Raw genomic sequence first — 16,752 nt, 5'->3', positions numbered from 1 at the left:
ACCCTGCGCGGCCGGCAGCCGGATCAGGCCCAGGTGGTGCCGACGCCGGGGGAAAGCCATCCGGTCCAATAGGGCTGGCCGCCAGCCTGGGCCGCCGGATGCCCGGATTTACCGCTTCCTTCTGGTAAAATCGCCCTTTTTCCGCCGCCAGGTTCCCGCCGCATGTCTCACCTCGCCCATCCCGCCGCCAGTCCGCACGCTTCGCAGTCCGTCCAACTCATGGCCAATGCCATCCGCGTCCTGGCCATGGACGCCGTCCAGCAGGCCAATTCAGGCCACCCGGGCATGCCGATGGGCATGGCGGATATCGCGGTAGCGCTGTGGGGCCGCCATCTGAAGCATAACCCGACCAACCCCAAGTGGGCGGATCGCGACCGCTTCGTACTGTCCAACGGGCACGGCTCGATGCTGCTTTATGCATTGCTGCACCTGACCGGCTACGACCTGCCGCTGGAAGAGCTGAAGAACTTCCGCCAGTTGCACAGCAAGACGGCCGGCCACCCGGAATATGCCATTACCCCGGGTGTGGAAACCACCACCGGTCCGCTGGGCCAGGGCCTCACCAACGCGGTGGGCATGGCGCTGGCAGAGCGCCTGCTGGGCGAGGAATTCAACCGCCCCGGCTTTGACATCGTCAATCACCACACCTATGTCTTCCTGGGCGACGGTTGCCTGATGGAAGGCATCAGCCACGAGGCCTGCTCGCTGGCCGGCACGCTGAAGCTGGATAAGCTGATCGCGCTGTGGGACGACAACGGTATCTCGATCGACGGCGACGTCGTGCACTGGTTCGCCGACGACACCCCCAAGCGTTTCGAAGCCTACGGCTGGAATGTGATCCGTGCAGTGGACGGCCATGACGCCGCCGCCGTCGATGCCGCCATCGCCGAAGCCAAGTTCAGCGATCGCCCGACCCTGATCTGCTGCCGCACCATGATCGGCAAGGGCGCACCCAACAAGGAAGGCGGCCACGATGTGCACGGCGCGCCGCTCGGCGGCCCCGAGATCCTGGCCACGCGCGAAGCACTGGGCTGGGCCCACGCACCGTTCGAGCTGCCGGACGAAGTCTACGCGGCATGGGACGGCAAGGCCCGCGGCGGTTCGCTGGAGAAGGCCTGGAACGCGCTGTTCGAGGCCTATTCCGAGCGTTTCCCTTACGAAGCCGGCGAATTCCAGCGCCGCATGCGCGGCGAACTGCCCGGCGCGTTCGACGCAGCCGTGGATGCTTTCCTGGCCAAGTGCGAGGAAAAGGCCGAGACCATCGCCACGCGCAAGGCCAGCCAGAACACCATCGAGGCGTTCGCCCCGGTGCTGCCGGAATTCCTGGGCGGCTCGGCTGACCTGACCGGCTCCAACCTGACCAACTGGTCGGGCAGCAAGGCCGTGCGCACCGATGCCTGGGGCAACCACATCAACTACGGTGTGCGCGAGTTTGGCATGAGCGCCATCATGAACGGCATCACGCTGCATGGCGGCTACATCCCCTACGGCGGCACCTTCCTGACCTTCTCCGACTACAGCCGCAATGCGCTGCGCATGGCGGCACTGATGAAGATCCGCACGCTGTTCGTGTTCACCCACGACTCCATCGGCCTGGGCGAAGACGGCCCGACCCACCAGTCGATCGAACACGTCGCCAGCCTGCGCCTGATTCCCAACATGGACGTGTGGCGTACCGCCGACACCACCGAGACTGCAGTGGCCTGGGCCCACGCCGTGCGCCGCGAGAACGGCCCGAGCTGCCTGATTTTCAGCCGCCAGAACCTGCCGTTCCAGCAGCGTGACGACGCCACCCGCGCCAATATCGCGCGCGGCGGCTATGTGCTGCGCGACGGCAACAATCCCAAGACCGGCCGTCCGGATGCGGTGATCGTCGCCACCGGCTCCGAAGTGGGCCTGGCCGTGGGCGCGGCCGAGCAGCTGGCCGCCGACGGCGTGCACGTGCGCGTGGTCTCGGTGCCGGCGACGACGGTATTCGACAAGCAGGACAATGCCTACAAGGCATCGGTGCTGCCGGCAGGCGTGCCGCGCGTGGCGGTGGAAGCAGGCGTGACGGATTTCTGGTGGAAGTACCAGGTCCAGGCCGTGGTGGGCATCGACACCTTCGGCGAATCGGCCCCGGCTGGCGTATTGTTCAAGCACTTCGGCTTCACGGTCGAGAACGTCGTGCGTACCGTCCGCGACACGCTCGCCCAGTAACAGGAATGCCCGGGCCCGCGCGCCGGTCGCATTGGCCACGCGGGCCGGCAAACGCTTTCGCGCATCCATCGATCGTTAGCCTACCCAGGAGATAAACATGACCATCAAAATCGGCATCAACGGCTTCGGCCGCATCGGGCGCATGGTGTTCCGCGCAGCCGCCGCCAACTTCAAGGAAATCGAAGTAGTTGGCATCAACGACCTGCTCGAGCCTGACTACCTGGCCTACATGCTGAAGTACGACTCGGTGCACGGCCGCTTCGACGGTGAAGTGTCGGTCGACGGCAACACGCTGATCGTCAACGGCAAGAAGATCCGCCTGACCGCCGTCAAGGATCCGTCCGAACTGAAGTGGGGCGAGATCGGCGCCGATGTGGTGATCGAGTCCACGGGCATCTTCCTGACCAAGGAAGGCGCGCAGAAGCACATCGACGCGGGCGCCAGGAAGGTGATCATGTCGGCACCGTCCAAGGACGACACCCCGATGTTCGTGTACGGCGTGAACCACGACACGTACAAGGGCGAGGCGATCATCTCCAACGCCAGCTGCACCACCAACTGCCTGGCGCCGGTTGCCAAGGTGCTGAACGACAAGTGGGGCATCAAGCGCGGCCTGATGACCACCGTGCACGCTACCACCGCCACGCAGAAGACCGTCGACGGCCCGTCCAACAAGGACTGGCGCGGTGGCCGCGGCATCCTGGAAAACATCATCCCGTCGAGCACCGGCGCCGCCAAGGCAGTGGGCGTGGTGATCCCCGGGCTGAACAAGAAGCTGACCGGCATGTCGTTCCGCGTGCCGACCTCCGACGTGTCGGTGGTCGACCTGACCGTCGAGCTGGAAAAGGGCGCCACCTACGCCGAGATCTGCGCCGAAATGAAGGCACAGAGCCAGGGCGCGCTCAAGGGCGTGCTGGGCTACACCGAAGACAAGGTGGTCGCAACGGATTTCCGCGGCGATGCACGCACCTCGATCTTCGACGCCGAAGCCGGCATCGCGCTGGACTCGACCTTCGTCAAGGTCGTGAGCTGGTACGACAACGAGTGGGGTTATTCCAACAAGGTGCTGGAAATGGCCCGCGTGGTCGCCAAGTAACTTTGCCGGGATGGACCGGCTAGGGCGGACAAGGGCGGCATTCCGCGGAATGCCGCCTTTTGTCCGCATTTGTCCGCATTTGTCCACCTGGAGGCAGGCGGATCCGCACAAGCCGCAATGCCAGGGCGGGGGCCGGAATACCTGTTCCGTTCCCGCCTTTGCTCGTACACTGCTAAAGTGCTAGACAATGCCGGTTTGCAGCCAATGCAAGTGACGATCTGGTCATTCGCAGTCTCCAATCCAACCTGGGCGAGATCATGGTGAATGTGGATACCAAGCTGCTCGTGATTTTTACCGAGTTGCTCAGCAAGCGAAACGCGACCTATGTCGCGGAAAAGATGCATATGACCGCACCGGCGGTCTCGCATTCGCTGGGTCGCCTGCGCGAGATCTTCGACGATCCTCTCTTTATCCGCGTGCCGCACGGCCTGACGCCGACGCCGCGGGCCCTGGAACTGGGGCCGAAGATTCGCGACATGTTGGACCTGTGGTCCTCGATCAACGAAGGCGACGCGGATCATTTCGATCCCGCGGTGGCCACTGGCACCGTGAATATCGGTTTCGCCGCCGAACTGGGCGATACCGTCTTCAACCGCTTCATCCTGCGCATCAAGCAGCTGGCGCCGGATCTGCATATCAAGCTGGTCGAGTCGCATTCCTGGGAGTCGGATGTCGCCGCCATGCGCGGCAACGAACTGGACCTGGCGTTCTCGTCGTTCCCGACCCGGCATCCCGAAATCGTGGAAGAGATGGTAACGTCGCTCAACCTCTGGGTTTGCGCGCGCAAGAACCATCCGGTGCTCAAGGGCACCTGCACGCTCGAGCAGTATCTCGATTGCGGTCATATCTTCATGGCGCATTCGGGCGGCAATGGCCGTCCGGCGCCGTCGCTGATTCCGCTCGACTATGCCCTGCAGCAGCGCGGGCTAAAGCGCAATGCCACGTTGACCGTGCATTCCTGGCGCGCGCAGTCCGAGCTGGCCGCGCAGACCGACATGATCTTCACGGTCAATGCGCTGACCAAGGACATGGCCTGCGAGACCTACGGGCTCAAGGCCTTCCCCTTGCCGGCCGAGCTCAATACCACGCTGGGCCTGAACATGTTCTGGCACCGCAGCCGCAACACCCATCCCATGCTGGTGTGGGCGCGCGGGCTGTTCCGCCAGGTGGTGGGCGAATTCGTCGGCGCGCCGGCCATCGCGCATGGACTGCCTGTCGTTGCCGAGCAGGACCAGCAGGAATCGTAGGATTGGCCTGACATAAAAAAACCGGCGCAAGCGCCGGTTTTTTTATTCTCGGTGCGATCGTAGCGCTTACCGCTTTGGGCGGTAAGCGCAGTCGCGCTTGATGCAGTTGCCGTACAGCGACAGCGCGTGTTCCTGCAGCGCGAAGCCGCGTTCGCTGGCGATGCTTTGCTGGCGGCGCTCGATCTCGGAATCGTAGAATTCCTCCACACGGCCACAGTCGATGCACACCAGGTGGTCGTGGTGCCTGCCCTCGTTCAACTCGAAGATGGCTTTGCCGGATTCGAAGTTGTTGCGCGACAGCAGACCCGCCTGCTCGAACTGCGTCAGCACGCGATAGACGGTAGCGAGGCCGATGTCCATTTGTTCGTTGAGCAGGATGCGGTAGACGTCTTCCGCGCTCAGGTGGCGCTGCTCGCTGGTCTGGAAGATCTCGAGGATCTTCAGACGGGGTACGGTCGCTTTAAGACCGATGTTCTTGAGTTCCGCCGGACTCGGCATGGGCGTGACTCCCTAGAGTACAATGTCTGGATAATTGAATCATAAGGGTTTTGGCGGCAAAAGTCGCCCCGGCGGTTACCTGGGGTGCAGCCCTCTGCCCTGGACTGCGCTGGCGATGTCCCGTCGCCGCGGCCGGCGCTCGGCAAGCCCTGCGAGAGCCCGGATCGGCACTATTTACTCCCTTCTGGAAGCGAGATACATGCGTTCATTTCGTTCGTCCGCCATGCGTCCGACGCTGGTTACCACTGTGCTGGCTGCTGCTGCGCTGCTGACGGCAGCATGCTCCACCTATGACAATACGTCGCGCAAGGTCGCCAACGCGATCACGCCTTATCGTATCAACATCGTGCAAGGCAACTTTGTCTCGCGCGAGGCCGCCGCGCAGTTGCGCGAGGGCATGACGCGCGACCAGGTCAAGTTCCTGCTTGGCACGCCGCTGCTGACCGATGTGTTCCACGGCAACCGCTGGGACTACGTGTTCTCGTTCCGCCGCGGCAATACGCCGGTGGTGCAGCAGCGCCGCTACACGGTGTTCTTCGATAACGACAAGCTCGTCAAGTTCGGCGGCGACGAGTTGCCCTCAGAATACGAGCTGATCGCCGAAATCGACGGCATGAAGGCCATGCAGCTGGGCAAGGCAGTGGCGCCGAAGCCGCAAACCGATGCGGCGGCCCCGGCCTCGGCGCCTGCGCCAGCCCCTGCAGAGGCAGCGGCCCCTGCGGCAGTCCCGGTGGCAGCCGACGCCACCGCCCCGGCCGACGCCGCTACCGTTCCAACGGCCGGCAAGCCCATCCAGGAGGCTGCCTCGTCGGCTTCCGCGGACGGCAGCGCTGCCAGCCAGACCCACTGAGCCATCAGGCCCGATCATGCCGGCCGCCCATGCGGCCGGCTTCCTTTTGACTGCTGACAAGCCATGAATATCGCCATCGCAGGTGCCTCCGGCCGCATGGGCCGCATGCTGATCGAACACGTACTCGCCACCGACGGCGTGACCCTGTCGGGCGCGCTGGATGTGCCGGGCGCGCCGGCCCTGGGCCAGGACGCCGGGCTGCTGCTGGGCCGCACCACCGGCGTGACGATCACCGCCGATATCGAAGCGGCCCTCGCCGGGGCCGATTGCCTCATCGACTTCACCCGGCCGGAAGGCACGCTGGCGCACCTGGCGGTGGCCTCGCGTCTAGGCGTGAAGATGATCATCGGTACCACCGGCTTCGACGAAGCCGGCCGCGCCGCCGTGGCCGAGGCCGCCAGGCGCATCGGCGTGGTGTTCTCCGCCAACATGAGCGTTGGCGTCAATGCCACCTTCAAGCTGCTGGAAGTGGCCGCCAAGCTGCTTTCCTCCGGCTACGACATCGAAGTCATCGAGGCGCACCACCGCCACAAGGTGGACGCGCCGTCCGGCACCGCGCTGGCAATGGGCGAGGTGGTGGCCAAGGCACTGGGCCGCGATCTGAAGACCTGCGGCGTGTTTGCCCGCGAAGGGCATACCGGCCCGCGCGATCCGGACTCCATCGGCTTTGCCACCGTGCGCGGCGGCGATATCGTGGGCGACCATACCGTCATGTTCGCCGGCATCGGCGAGCGCGTCGAGATCACGCACAAGTCTTCCAGCCGCCAGTCGTACGCCGACGGCGCGCTGCGGGCGGCGCGCTTCCTCGCCGACAAGCCCAGCGGCCTGTTCGACATGCAGGATGTACTGGGCCTGAAGTAAGGCCCCCCGGGGTCCGTGCTGCGCCGTCAGTCCCGACGGTTATAATCGGCACTTTCGCCGTTCCAGCGCAGGCGGGCGCCGCAAGGCAGCCCGCCGATTCTCTTTTCCACGCTTTTCGCACGCCAACGCAGTTGCCGTTGTCCTGAACATGCAAGACAAATATCTTCCCTCAGCCGTTGAACAAGCCGCCCAGCAGCACTGGCAAGCCATCGATGCCTATCGCGTATCGGAAGCGGCGAAGCTGGCCGACGGCAGCGAGAAGCCAAAGTTCTATGCCTGCTCGATGCTGCCGTACCCGTCGGGCAAGCTGCATATGGGCCACGTGCGCAACTACACCATCAACGACGTGATGGCGCGGCACCTGCGCATGAACGGGCATAACGTGCTGATGCCGATGGGCTGGGATGCGTTCGGCATGCCGGCGGAAAACGCCGCGCTCAATAACGGCGTGGCGCCGGCGGCCTGGACCTACGACAACATCGCCTACATGAAGCGGCAGATGCAGTCGATGGGCCTGGCCATCGACTGGTCGCGCGAAGTCGCCACCTGCAGCCCGGACTACTACCGCTGGAACCAGTGGCTGTTCCTCAAGATGCTGGAAAAGGGCATCGCCTACCGCAAGACCGGTACGGTGAACTGGGATCCGGTCGACCAGACCGTGCTGGCCAACGAGCAGGTCATCGACGGGCGCGGCTGGCGCTCGGGCGCGCTGGTGGAAAAGCGCGAGATCCCGATGTATTACCTGCGCATCACCGACTACGCCGACGAGCTGCTCGGCGATCTCGATGGCCTGGGCTGGCCCGAGCGCGTCAAGATCATGCAGCAGAACTGGATCGGCAAGAGCGTGGGTGTGCGCTTCGCCTTCCCGCATGCCATCGCCGGCGACGACGGCGAGCTGATCGGCGACGGCAAGCTTTACGTGTTCACCACGCGCGCCGATACCATCATGGGCGTGACCTTCTGCGCGGTCGCCGCCGAGCATCCGCTCGCCACCCATGCCGCCTCCACCAATCCCGAGCTGGCCGCCTTTATCGATGAGTGCAAGCACGGTTCGGTGATGGAAGCCGACATGGCGACCATGGAAAAGAAGGGCATGCCCACCGGCCTGAAGGTGGTGCACCCGATCACCGGCGAGCAAGTCGAGGTGTGGGTCGGCAACTACGTGCTGATGAGCTACGGCGACGGCGCCGTGATGGGCGTGCCCGCGCACGACGAGCGCGACTTTGCCTTTGCCAACAAGTACGGCCTGCCGATCAAGCAGGTCGTCGACGTCAAGGGTCAGGCCTTCTCGACCGAAGCCTGGCAGGAATGGTACGGCGACAAGGAACACGGCGTCTGCATCCATAGCGGCAAGTACGACGGCCTGAACTACCAGGAGGCGGCCGAAGCCATCGCTGCCGATCTGGGCGCCAAGGGGCTGGGCGAGAAGAAGGTCACCTGGCGCCTGCGCGACTGGGGCATCTCGCGCCAGCGCTACTGGGGCACGCCGATCCCGCTGATCCATTGCGAGGACTGCGGCGTGGTGCCGGTGCCCGAGCAGGACCTGCCGGTGGTGCTGCCCGAGGACCTGGTGCCGGACGGCACCGGCAATCCGCTGGCCAAGGATCCGCGTTTCCTCGCGTGCAGCTGCCCGTCGTGCGGCAAGCCGGCGCGCCGCGAGACCGACACCATGGATACCTTCATCGATTCGTGCTGGTATTACATGCGCTATACCTGCCCGGACGCGGCCACCATGGTCGATGCGCGCAACGATTACTGGATGCCGATGGACCAGTATATCGGCGGCATCGAACACGCGATTCTGCACCTGCTGTACGCCCGCTTCTGGACCAAGGTCATGCGCGACATGGGCCTGGTCACGTTCAACGAGCCATTCACCAACCTGCTCACGCAGGGCATGGTGCTCAACGACACGTATTACCGCGAAGACGCGGCCGGCAAGAAGACCTGGTACAACCCGGCCGAGGTCGAGGTGACCACCGACGAGCGCGGCCGCCCGCTGGGCGCCGTCCTCAAGGCCGATGGCCAGCCCGTGGTGATCGGCGGCGTGGAGAAGATGTCGAAGTCCAAGAACAACGGCATCGACCCGCAGGCGCTGATCGACCAGTATGGCGCCGACACCGCGCGGCTGTTCGTCATGTTCGCCGCGCCGCCCGAGCAGCAGCTCGAGTGGAGCGGCTCGGGCGTGGAGGGCGCGTCGCGCTTCCTGCGCCGGGTGTGGAACTATGGTTATGCCAACGCCGAGGCGATCGGCACGGCGGGAAATGCAGCGCCGTCCGGCGATGCCGACGCGGTGCTGCGCCGCGAGATCCACGGCGTGCTCAAGCAGGCCAACTACGACTACCAGCGCATCCAGTACAACACCGTGGTGTCCGCCACCATGAAGATGCTCAATGCGCTGGAAGACGCCAGGCAGGCCTCGCGCGCCGCGCGCCGCGAATGCTTCGGCATCCTGCTGCGCGTGCTGTATCCGGTGGTGCCGCACGTCACCCACGGGCTGTGGGAGGAGCTGGGCTACGCCACGCAGTACGGCGACCTGCTCGATGCCGCCTGGCCGCAGGTCGACGAAGCCGCGCTGGTGCGAAGCGAGCTGGAACTCGTGCTGCAGGTCAACGGCAAGGTGCGCGGCAGCCTGACGGTGCCGGCCGATGCCGATCGCACCGCCATCGAGGCCATGGCCGCCGCCAGCGAGATCGTTGCGAAGTTCGCCGCTGGTGCCGCACCGAAGAAGATCGTGGTGGTCCCGGGCCGCCTCGTCAACGTGGTGCTCTAAAGCGCGCAGGCCAAGCCGTGACCAAGCCAACAAGGGAGCTGCCCGATATGGATGGACAGAAGCTCGATCGACCGGTGCAGGGCCGCCGCAAGGCCCTGGCGGCGCTGCTGGCGGCCGGCCTGCTGGGCGGCTGCGGCTTTCACATGCGCGGCCACGCGGATTTCGCGTTCAAGCGGCTCTACCTGAGCATTCCGCCCAATACGCTGATGGGGTCCGATCTGCGCCGCGCGATCCGTAATGGCTCGGACACGCAGATCGTGACCGATCCGAAGGAAGCGGACGCCCTGCTCGATGTGCTGCAGGACACGCGTACCAAGACGGTGCTGTCCCTCACAACTGCCGGCGTGGTGCGCGAATACCGCCTGACGCAGCGCTTCAGCTTCCGCCTGCGCGATGCCGCCGGCCAGGAACTGATCGCGCCGTCGCAACTGGTGCTCACGCGCGACCTGACCTACAACGAAGCCAATACGCTGGCCAAGGACTACGAAGAGCAGCAGCTCTACCGCGACATGCAGCGCGACATCGTGCAGCAGATGATTCGCCGGCTGAGCGCGGTCAAGGCGATCTGAGCCGCGCGCAAGCAGCGGCCCGAGACTCCAACACGGCAAGGACAGAGGAACAAGCGCACGGCATGCAGCTAAAGCTCGACGGACTCGAAGCACACCTGCGCCAGGCCAAGGGGCGCGCCCTGGCGCCGCTCTACGTGGTGCATGGCGACGAGCACCTGCTGGTGCTCGAGGCGGTCGACCGCCTGCGCCAGGCGGCGCGTGAATCCGGCTTCACGGAGCGCGAGGTGCTGTCGTCGGAGCGTGGCTTCAACTGGGGCCAGGTGGTCCAGGCGCAGCAATCGATGTCGCTGTTCGGCGACCGCAAGATCGTCGAACTGCGGATTCCCTCCGGCAAGCCGGGCAAGGACGGCGGCGAGGCGCTGCGCGCCGTGGCCGCCCATCCTTCGCCGGACGTGGTCATGCTGATCACGCTGCCGCGGCTGGATTTCGCCACGGCGAAATCGGCCTGGTTCCAGGCGCTGGACGCCGCAGGGGTCTCGATCAAGGTCGACTCCATCGACCGCAGCCGGCTGCCGGCCTGGGTCGGCGACCGGCTCGCGCTGCAGCAGCAGCGGGTCGAGGCCGGCGAACCGGGGCGCAGGGCGCTGCAGTTCATCGCCGACAAGGTCGAGGGCAACCTGTTGGCCGCACACCAGGAAATCCAGAAGCTGGGCCTGCTCTATCCCGCCGGTTCGCTGACTTTCGAGCAGGTGCACGATGCGGTGCTCAACGTGGCCCGCTACGACGTCTTCAAGCTCTCCGAAGCCATGCTCAGCGGCGACGTGCCGCGGCTGGTGCGCATGCTCGAAGGGCTGCGCGGGGAGGGCGAGGCCACGGTGCTGGTGCTGTGGGCGCTGACCGAGGAAATTCGCGTATTATCCAAGGTCCGGCAAGGCCTGGCGGCAGGCAAGCCGGGCAACGTGCTGATGCGCGAACTGCGGGTCTGGGGCGTGCGCGAAAAGCTGGTGCCGCAGGCCGCGCAGCGCCTCTCGCCGGCGCGGCTGGAAGCCGCGCTGGGGATGGCCGCCCGGCTGGACCGGCAGGTCAAGGGCCTGCGTGCCGAAGGCATGCCGGCCGAACCCTGGGATGGCCTGCTGCAACTGGCCCTGGCCATCGCCAGGTAAGCGGCGGCGCAGCAGATCGCGACGGATCGCGATCTGCCTGCATGGGGCCGCATATGCCAGCGTTTGCCGACAAAAAACCAAGCATTGAGGGCCGGGTTGCCTGGCCAGGAATATGAACGAGCTCGATCTCAAGCAATACATGGACCGCGTCGGCCAGCAGGCCCGCGCCGCCTCCCGCGCCATGGCGCGCGCCTCCACCGCCGACAAGAATCGCGCGCTGCTGACCATCGCCGCGGCCATCCGCCGCGACGCCGCCTACCTGAAGACCGTGAACGCCGGCGATGTCGAGCGTGCCCGCGCCAACGGCCACGATGCCGCCTTCATCGACCGCCTGACGCTGTCGGACAAGGCCATCGACACCATGGCCGCCGGCCTTGAGCAGATCGCCGCCCTGGCCGACCCGATCGGCGAGATCAGCAACATGAAGTTCCGCCCCACCGGCATCCAGGTGGGCCAGATGCGCGTGCCGCTGGGCGTGATCGGCATCATCTACGAGTCGCGGCCCAATGTGACCATCGATGCTGCCGCCCTGTGCCTGAAGTCGGGCAACGCCACCATCCTGCGCGGCGGTTCCGAGGCCATCGATTCCAATACCGCGCTGGCCGCCCTGGTGGCCGAAGGCCTGGCCGCCGCCGGCCTGCCGCCCGAGGCAGTGCAGGTGATCGGGACCACCGACCGCGCCGCGGTGGGCCGGTTGATCACCATGACCGAATACGTCGACGTCATCGTGCCGCGCGGCGGCAAGAGCCTGATCGCGCGGCTGATGGAAGAAGCCCGGGTGCCGATGATCAAGCACCTGGACGGTATCTGCCACGTCTTCATCGATGCCGCCGCCGACCTGGAAAAGGCCGTGCGGATCTGCGACAACGCCAAGACCCAGCGCTACGCACCGTGCAACACCATGGAAACGCTGCTGGTCGCGCGCGACGTCGCGGCCGCGGCGCTGCCGCCGCTGTGCCGCATCTACCGGGACAAGGGCGTGGAGTTGCGCGTGTGCGGCGCCACCCGTGCCACGCTGGAAGCCGCTGGCTTCACCGGGCTGGTCGATGCCACCGAGGAAGACTGGCGGCTCGAGTACCTGGCGCCGGTGCTGGCGATCCGCACGGTGGCCGGGCTGGACGAGGCCATCGCGCACATCAACACCTACGGCTCGGCGCACACCGATTCCATCGTCACCGAGAACTACAGCGCTGGCATGCGTTTCCTGCGCGAGGTCGATTCGGCCAGCGTGATGATCAATGCCTCGACCCGCTTTGCCGATGGCTTCGAGTATGGCCTTGGTGCCGAGATCGGCATTTCCAACGACAAGCTGCACGCGCGCGGCCCCGTCGGGCTGGAAGGCCTGACCTCGCTGAAGTATGTAGTGTTCGGGCACGGCGAGATCCGTACCTGAGCGGGCAGGGCGAGGGCCGGCCGTGCGGCCGTTCCTCGCTTGCCGCCTCCAGCCGGCGAAAAGCCGGCGCCCTCTGTTTCGCCTCCCCACCGTTCCCGCGGGAACACAACCAGAAATAACGCCAGATGCTCTGGGTCAAAGCGCTGCACATCGTCTTCGTCGTCTCGTGGTTTGCCGGCCTGTTCTATCTGCCTCGCATCTTCGTCAACCTCGCCATGGAGCACGAGCCGGCCAGCGTGCAGCGCCTGCTGCTGATGGCGCGCAAGCTCTACCGCTTCATGACCATGCTGGCGGTCCCCGCGCTGGTGTTCGGGCTGTGGCTGTACATCGGCTACGGCATCGGGCGTGGCCCGGGCCAGGGCTGGATGCACGGCAAGCTGGCGCTGGTGCTGGTGTTGATCGGCTATCACCACGGCTGCGGCGTGCTGCTGAAGAAGTTCGAAGGCGGCCGCAATACACGTTCGCATACCTTCTATCGCTGGTTCAACGAGTTGCCGGTGCTGGTGTTGCTGGCGGTGGTGATTCTGGTGGTGGTCAAGCCTTTCTGATGCGCTCTTGCCGGTAAGTCCCGGCGTTTTTCGCGTATCGTATTCATTTCGAATTTTCCCTCGTTCAAGGCGCCGTTGTCTCGCCCCACACCCAGTCCAGAGGATATGATGAGCAAGCAGGTCGACTACTACTTCACCCCGCAATCGCCTTTCGTCTACCTTGGCCACGAACGCTTCACCGCGATCGCGGCCAGGCATGGCGTGCAGGTCAATCTCAAGCCCTGCGACCTGGGCCGCGTGTTTTCCGTCTCGGGCGGCTTGCCGCTGGCGCAGCGGCCACCGCAGCGCCAGGCTTACCGGCTGATCGAACTGGCTCGCTGGAGCGAGTTCCTGGGCGTGCCGCTCAATCCGCAGCCCACCTTCTTCCCGGTTTCCGGCGATGCAGCCAGCAAGCTGCTGATCGCGGTGCAACTGGCGCACGGCACCGCCCGCGCGATGGAACTGGTTGGCGTCATCGGCCGCGCGTTGTGGGCCGAGCAACGCAATATCGCCGATGCCGCCACGCTGGCCCAACTGGCCGATGGCATTGGGCTGGATGGCGCGGCGCTGCTCAAGGCCAGCGACGCCCAGGCGGTGCAGGCCGCCTATGCGCAGCACACGCAGGATGCGATTTCCGCCGGTGTGTTCGGCGGGCCGTGGTACGTCTATGAGGGCCAGCCCTATTGGGGCCAGGACCGTCTCGACTTCCTCGATCGCGCGCTCGCGAAGGGCTGAAGCCCCGGGCGCGGTACACTGCGCGCTATCCGACCCCGTCCGCCACGGCGGACGTTTTTGTTTGCAGGAATTCCCAAGCCATGTCCCAAGCCTTTTTTGCCTCCTGCCCGCGCGGCCTGGAGAGCGCACTTGCCGAAGAGTTGCACGAGATCGCGGCGCGGCCYGGACTGGCCACGCTCGCGCCCATCCAGGTCCATCGTGAAATGCCGGGTGGCGTCACCTTCTCCGGCGAGATGGCCGCGGCCTATGCCGTCAACCTGCACTCGCGCATTGCCAGCCGCGTGCTGATGCGCGTAGCCAATCGTGGCTACCGGCGCGAAGACGATATCTACGACCTGGTGCGCGCCCAGCGCTGGGACCAGTGGTTTTCGCCGGACGAGACGCTGCGGGTGGACGTTACCTCGCATCGCTCGCCGCTGCAGAGCCTGAATTTCATCGCGCTGCGGATCAAGGACGGCGTCTGCGACGCCATGCGCGCGCGTCTGGGCGAGCGTCCCAGCGTGGATACCGTGAATCCGGATGTGCGGATCTATGCCCACCTGACGGAGCACGATTGCACGCTGTATCTCGATACCTCGGGCGAGCCGCTGTTCAAGCGAGGCTGGCGCCTCGAGAAGGGGGAAGCCCCCCTGAAGGAAAACCTGGCAGCAGGGATCCTGCGCCTGGCCGGCTGGGTACCGGGTCAGACGGAACGCCCATTCTACGATCCGATGTGCGGCAGCGGCACTTTCCTGGTGGAAGCGGCCCAGGTCGCGCTTGGCCTTGCTCCCGGCGCGAGCCGCAGCTTTGGCTTCGAGCGCCTCAAAGGCGCCGACAACAAGGCGTGGAACGCGCTGAAGGCAGCCGCGCGGGACGACGAGGAGGCCGCGCGCAAGCGCGTCGCGTCCGAGCCCCTGGAGATCGCCGGCAGCGATATCTCCACCGATATGCTGACAATGTCGCAAGCCAACTGGGAACGCGCCGGCTTGCCGGGCGAGGTACGCCTGAAGCAGGTGGATGCGCGCTTCGCGCAACCGCCATTCGCGGCCTCCGGCCTGCTGCTGATGAACCCGCCTTATGGCGAGCGGATCGCGGTACGGGGAGAACGCCGCCGGCCGCTGGACGAAGCGCCGGCCGACGAGATCGACGACGAAGCCGCCAACCAGTTTTCCAGCGCTTTCGCCAGCACGCTCAAGCAGTATTTCGCGGGCTGGCAGGCGTGGGTCTTCACGGGCGACCTGTCGCTGCCGCGCCGGCTGCGGCTCAAGGAATCGCGCCGTACGCCGCTCTACAACGGCAATATCGAGTGCCGGTTGTTCCGTTTCGACATGGTGCGCGGCGGCAACCGCAACGCCCCGGCATAGCCTTCAGCCTGACAAAGGGCACGGCAGGAGAGCGTGCCTCTCCTGCCTTGGCGCTTAGCGCACTGCTCGCCCGGTCGCGCGTTCGGGGTGGCGGGCGAAGTCGTCCAGGAAGCTCTGGAAGCTGACCACCGGTTCCTGCAGCAAATGGCGCGGCAGGTCGAACAGCGCGTAGAAATAATCCTCGTGCCCTTCGCATTGCTCGGCCGGCAGGCAGTATTGCTCCCAGTCGATGCAGGCCGGGGTGTACATGCCGTTGCCGGGCCAGAAGAAAGGCATGATGCGGCCCTCGCGCAGCCCTTCGACCAGGGCCGCTGGCGCATCGTAGGCCTCCGCGGATTCCACCTGGTTGATCAGCCCGGCGCGCGTCTCGATCACCATCAGCGTGGCCTGGCCCTGCGCCGTCAGCATCAGAATGCCGGCCGGGTTGGGGTAGAGGTAGTACTCGACAAAGCCGTAGCGCGCGGTGATCTGGCGCACGCGCTCGCAGATCGCCGGATCCGACAGGAAGGAAAACGAGTGGCGCGTCAGCAGGTCGCGCAGGGTGCGCGACAAGGTGGCGAAATACTGCTGCTGCAGCGCGTCGATCTCCTGGTCCAGCCGCTCCACCATATTGCTGTCGTGCTTCTTGACGTAGCGGTCGATCAGGCCGTGGTTGAAACCCTGCACGGCGATGCTTTCGTCAGCGGTGCCGGTCAGCAGGATGGTCTTGCACGGCAGGTCCTGCAGCGCCTGGCAGAACTCCAGCCCGTTCATCTGCGGCATCGAATAATCCACCACGATCACACCCGGCTGCACAAAGCGGTTGATGTCGTGGATCTGGCGGTAGATGCGGTCGATATCGAGCTGCACGGTGCGCCGCTCGGTCAGGAAGGTCAGGTCGTCATGCGTGACCCGCACGGGCAGGAAGCCGGTGAAATGCGTGGTGTAGGTATCGCGGACCCATTGCAGTGCTTCACGGGGATCGGTAAAGGTGACTACCGGCCGCGACGGATCCATCTGGAACACCAGGCTGTCGATAAACGATTTGCTGTCGTCGACAAGCACCGTGAGGATCGGGTGATGGAAGACCGACAGATTCCTGTCCTGGGGGTTGAATGTCATGTTGTTTTCGGCTCCGGTGTCGGCGGACACGGCGGGCGCATGGTTTGGCGCGGCTGGAGATCCGGCGCGGCAAGGCCGGGGACGGATCGGTTCGGGGCGGCCCACCGCGCCGGACTATGCCTGGCCCTGTGCAGATGATCGGCGTGCGTGCCGGGGCCGGTGACCGGAAAACAGTATAGCGCGACCGCGCTCCCATGCAACCGGCGCGTGGCGGAGCATAAAAAAAGCGCGACTGTGTCGCGCCGGGGTGACGGCGGAGACGGGCGCGGACCCGTCCCCGGCAAGCAAAGCGTGCTTACTCGACCGCTTTGCCCATGTCTTCGACCACCTTCTTGGCGTCGCCGAACACCATCATGGTCTTGTCCATGTAGAACAGCTCGTTGTCCAGGCCCGCGTAGCCCGCGGCCATCGAGCGCTTGTTCACGATGATGGTCTTGGCCTTGTAGGCCTCCAGGAT

General features: G+C 65.5%; 15 protein-coding genes. 12 read left to right on the top strand and 3 right to left on the bottom strand.

The genetic code is table 11. The features are described 5' to 3' along the window. Nucleotides 1-162: 162 nt before the first annotated feature. From tkt to AC1DQ3_RS23535, 3 genes are all read left to right on the top strand, one after another. The gene (gene tkt / locus AC1DQ3_RS23545; protein ID WP_477122568.1) at nucleotides 163-2,199 is read left to right on the top strand and encodes a transketolase; all 2,037 of its coding nucleotides are present in this window, start codon (nucleotides 163-165) and stop codon (nucleotides 2,197-2,199) included. Between the two features lie 97 nt (nucleotides 2,200-2,296). Continuing rightward, nucleotides 2,297-3,295 carry a type I glyceraldehyde-3-phosphate dehydrogenase gene (gap, locus tag AC1DQ3_RS23540; RefSeq protein WP_477122567.1) on the top strand — a complete coding sequence of 333 codons (999 nt, stop codon included), beginning with the start codon at nucleotides 2,297-2,299 and terminating at the stop codon, nucleotides 3,293-3,295. Nucleotides 3,296-3,552: 257 nt separating this feature from the next. Then, nucleotides 3,553-4,542 carry a LysR family transcriptional regulator gene (locus AC1DQ3_RS23535; protein WP_477122566.1) on the top strand — a complete coding sequence of 330 codons (990 nt, stop codon included), beginning with the start codon at nucleotides 3,553-3,555 and terminating at the stop codon, nucleotides 4,540-4,542. Nucleotides 4,543-4,608: 66 nt separating this feature from the next. Here the strand turns inward: AC1DQ3_RS23535 and fur are convergent, their stop codons facing one another. Further along, a complete protein-coding gene (gene fur, locus AC1DQ3_RS23530; protein WP_477122565.1) occupies nucleotides 4,609-5,040 on the bottom strand; it encodes a ferric iron uptake transcriptional regulator in 432 nt (143 codons plus the stop codon). A 199-nt stretch (nucleotides 5,041-5,239) separates the two neighbouring features. On the opposite strand from fur, the gene AC1DQ3_RS23525 reads away from it, so the two are divergent. From AC1DQ3_RS23525 to AC1DQ3_RS23485, 9 genes are all read left to right on the top strand, one after another. Further along, a complete protein-coding gene (locus AC1DQ3_RS23525) occupies nucleotides 5,240-5,890 on the top strand; it encodes an outer membrane protein assembly factor BamE (protein WP_477122564.1) in 651 nt (216 codons plus the stop codon). A gap of 63 nt (nucleotides 5,891-5,953) precedes the next feature. Next, nucleotides 5,954-6,751 carry a 4-hydroxy-tetrahydrodipicolinate reductase gene (dapB, locus tag AC1DQ3_RS23520; protein WP_477122563.1) on the top strand — a complete coding sequence of 266 codons (798 nt, stop codon included), beginning with the start codon at nucleotides 5,954-5,956 and terminating at the stop codon, nucleotides 6,749-6,751. A gap of 148 nt (nucleotides 6,752-6,899) precedes the next feature. Beyond that, entirely contained in the window at nucleotides 6,900-9,524 is a 2,625-nt protein-coding gene (leuS, locus tag AC1DQ3_RS23515; RefSeq protein ID WP_477122562.1) for a leucine--tRNA ligase, read from the top strand. Between the two features lie 47 nt (nucleotides 9,525-9,571). Beyond that, a complete protein-coding gene (locus AC1DQ3_RS23510) occupies nucleotides 9,572-10,093 on the top strand; it encodes an LPS-assembly lipoprotein LptE (RefSeq protein ID WP_477122630.1) in 522 nt (173 codons plus the stop codon). A 62-nt stretch (nucleotides 10,094-10,155) separates the two neighbouring features. Further along, the gene (gene holA, locus AC1DQ3_RS23505) at nucleotides 10,156-11,196 is read left to right on the top strand and encodes a DNA polymerase III subunit delta (protein WP_477122561.1); all 1,041 of its coding nucleotides are present in this window, start codon (nucleotides 10,156-10,158) and stop codon (nucleotides 11,194-11,196) included. A gap of 112 nt (nucleotides 11,197-11,308) precedes the next feature. Beyond that, complete coding sequence (locus AC1DQ3_RS23500) at nucleotides 11,309-12,589, top strand: glutamate-5-semialdehyde dehydrogenase (protein WP_477122560.1); 1,281 nt, start codon at nucleotides 11,309-11,311, stop codon at nucleotides 12,587-12,589. 125 nt (nucleotides 12,590-12,714) lie between these two features. Continuing rightward, nucleotides 12,715-13,137, top strand: a complete 423-nt coding sequence (locus AC1DQ3_RS23495) for a CopD family protein (RefSeq protein ID WP_477122559.1) — start codon at nucleotides 12,715-12,717, stop codon at nucleotides 13,135-13,137. Nucleotides 13,138-13,245: 108 nt separating this feature from the next. Continuing rightward, nucleotides 13,246-13,851 carry a DsbA family protein gene (locus AC1DQ3_RS23490; RefSeq protein ID WP_477122629.1) on the top strand — a complete coding sequence of 202 codons (606 nt, stop codon included), beginning with the start codon at nucleotides 13,246-13,248 and terminating at the stop codon, nucleotides 13,849-13,851. A gap of 80 nt (nucleotides 13,852-13,931) precedes the next feature. After that, the gene (locus tag AC1DQ3_RS23485) at nucleotides 13,932-15,194 is read left to right on the top strand and encodes a THUMP domain-containing class I SAM-dependent RNA methyltransferase (protein ID WP_477122558.1); all 1,263 of its coding nucleotides are present in this window, start codon (nucleotides 13,932-13,934) and stop codon (nucleotides 15,192-15,194) included. A 54-nt stretch (nucleotides 15,195-15,248) separates the two neighbouring features. Here AC1DQ3_RS23485 and AC1DQ3_RS23480 read toward each other — a convergent pair whose 3' ends face one another. Together AC1DQ3_RS23480 and AC1DQ3_RS23475 are read right to left on the bottom strand one after the other, a co-directional pair. Then, a complete protein-coding gene (locus AC1DQ3_RS23480) occupies nucleotides 15,249-16,295 on the bottom strand; it encodes a response regulator (RefSeq protein ID WP_477122557.1) in 1,047 nt (348 codons plus the stop codon). 295 nt (nucleotides 16,296-16,590) lie between these two features. Beyond that, on the bottom strand, nucleotides 16,591-16,752 hold a 162-nt coding region (locus AC1DQ3_RS23475), incomplete at its 5' end, for an NAD(P)(+) transhydrogenase (Re/Si-specific) subunit beta (protein WP_477122628.1).

This window comes from Cupriavidus sp. 01T418, from assembly GCF_056398885.1.
Note: the sequence above shows the minus strand (reverse complement) of the source record. Positions and strands in the feature narration are given on the sequence as shown.

Excerpts from the sequence above, each read along its gene's own strand:
- tkt (WP_477122568.1), top strand. The coding sequence starts at position 163 with ATGTCTCACCTCGCCCATCCCGCCGCCAGTCCGCACGCTTCGCAGTCC.
- gap (WP_477122567.1), top strand. The coding sequence starts at position 2,297 with ATGACCATCAAAATCGGCATCAACGGCTTCGGCCGCATCGGGCGCATG.
- AC1DQ3_RS23535 (WP_477122566.1), top strand. The coding sequence starts at position 3,553 with ATGGTGAATGTGGATACCAAGCTGCTCGTGATTTTTACCGAGTTGCTC.
- fur (WP_477122565.1), bottom strand. The coding sequence starts at position 5,040 with ATGCCGAGTCCGGCGGAACTCAAGAACATCGGTCTTAAAGCGACCGTA.
- AC1DQ3_RS23525 (WP_477122564.1), top strand. The coding sequence starts at position 5,240 with ATGCGTTCATTTCGTTCGTCCGCCATGCGTCCGACGCTGGTTACCACT.
- dapB (WP_477122563.1), top strand. The coding sequence starts at position 5,954 with ATGAATATCGCCATCGCAGGTGCCTCCGGCCGCATGGGCCGCATGCTG.
- leuS (WP_477122562.1), top strand. The coding sequence starts at position 6,900 with ATGCAAGACAAATATCTTCCCTCAGCCGTTGAACAAGCCGCCCAGCAG.
- AC1DQ3_RS23510 (WP_477122630.1), top strand. The coding sequence starts at position 9,572 with ATGGATGGACAGAAGCTCGATCGACCGGTGCAGGGCCGCCGCAAGGCC.
- holA (WP_477122561.1), top strand. The coding sequence starts at position 10,156 with ATGCAGCTAAAGCTCGACGGACTCGAAGCACACCTGCGCCAGGCCAAG.
- AC1DQ3_RS23500 (WP_477122560.1), top strand. The coding sequence starts at position 11,309 with ATGAACGAGCTCGATCTCAAGCAATACATGGACCGCGTCGGCCAGCAG.
- AC1DQ3_RS23495 (WP_477122559.1), top strand. The coding sequence starts at position 12,715 with ATGCTCTGGGTCAAAGCGCTGCACATCGTCTTCGTCGTCTCGTGGTTT.
- AC1DQ3_RS23490 (WP_477122629.1), top strand. The coding sequence starts at position 13,246 with ATGAGCAAGCAGGTCGACTACTACTTCACCCCGCAATCGCCTTTCGTC.
- AC1DQ3_RS23480 (WP_477122557.1), bottom strand. The coding sequence starts at position 16,295 with ATGACATTCAACCCCCAGGACAGGAATCTGTCGGTCTTCCATCACCCG.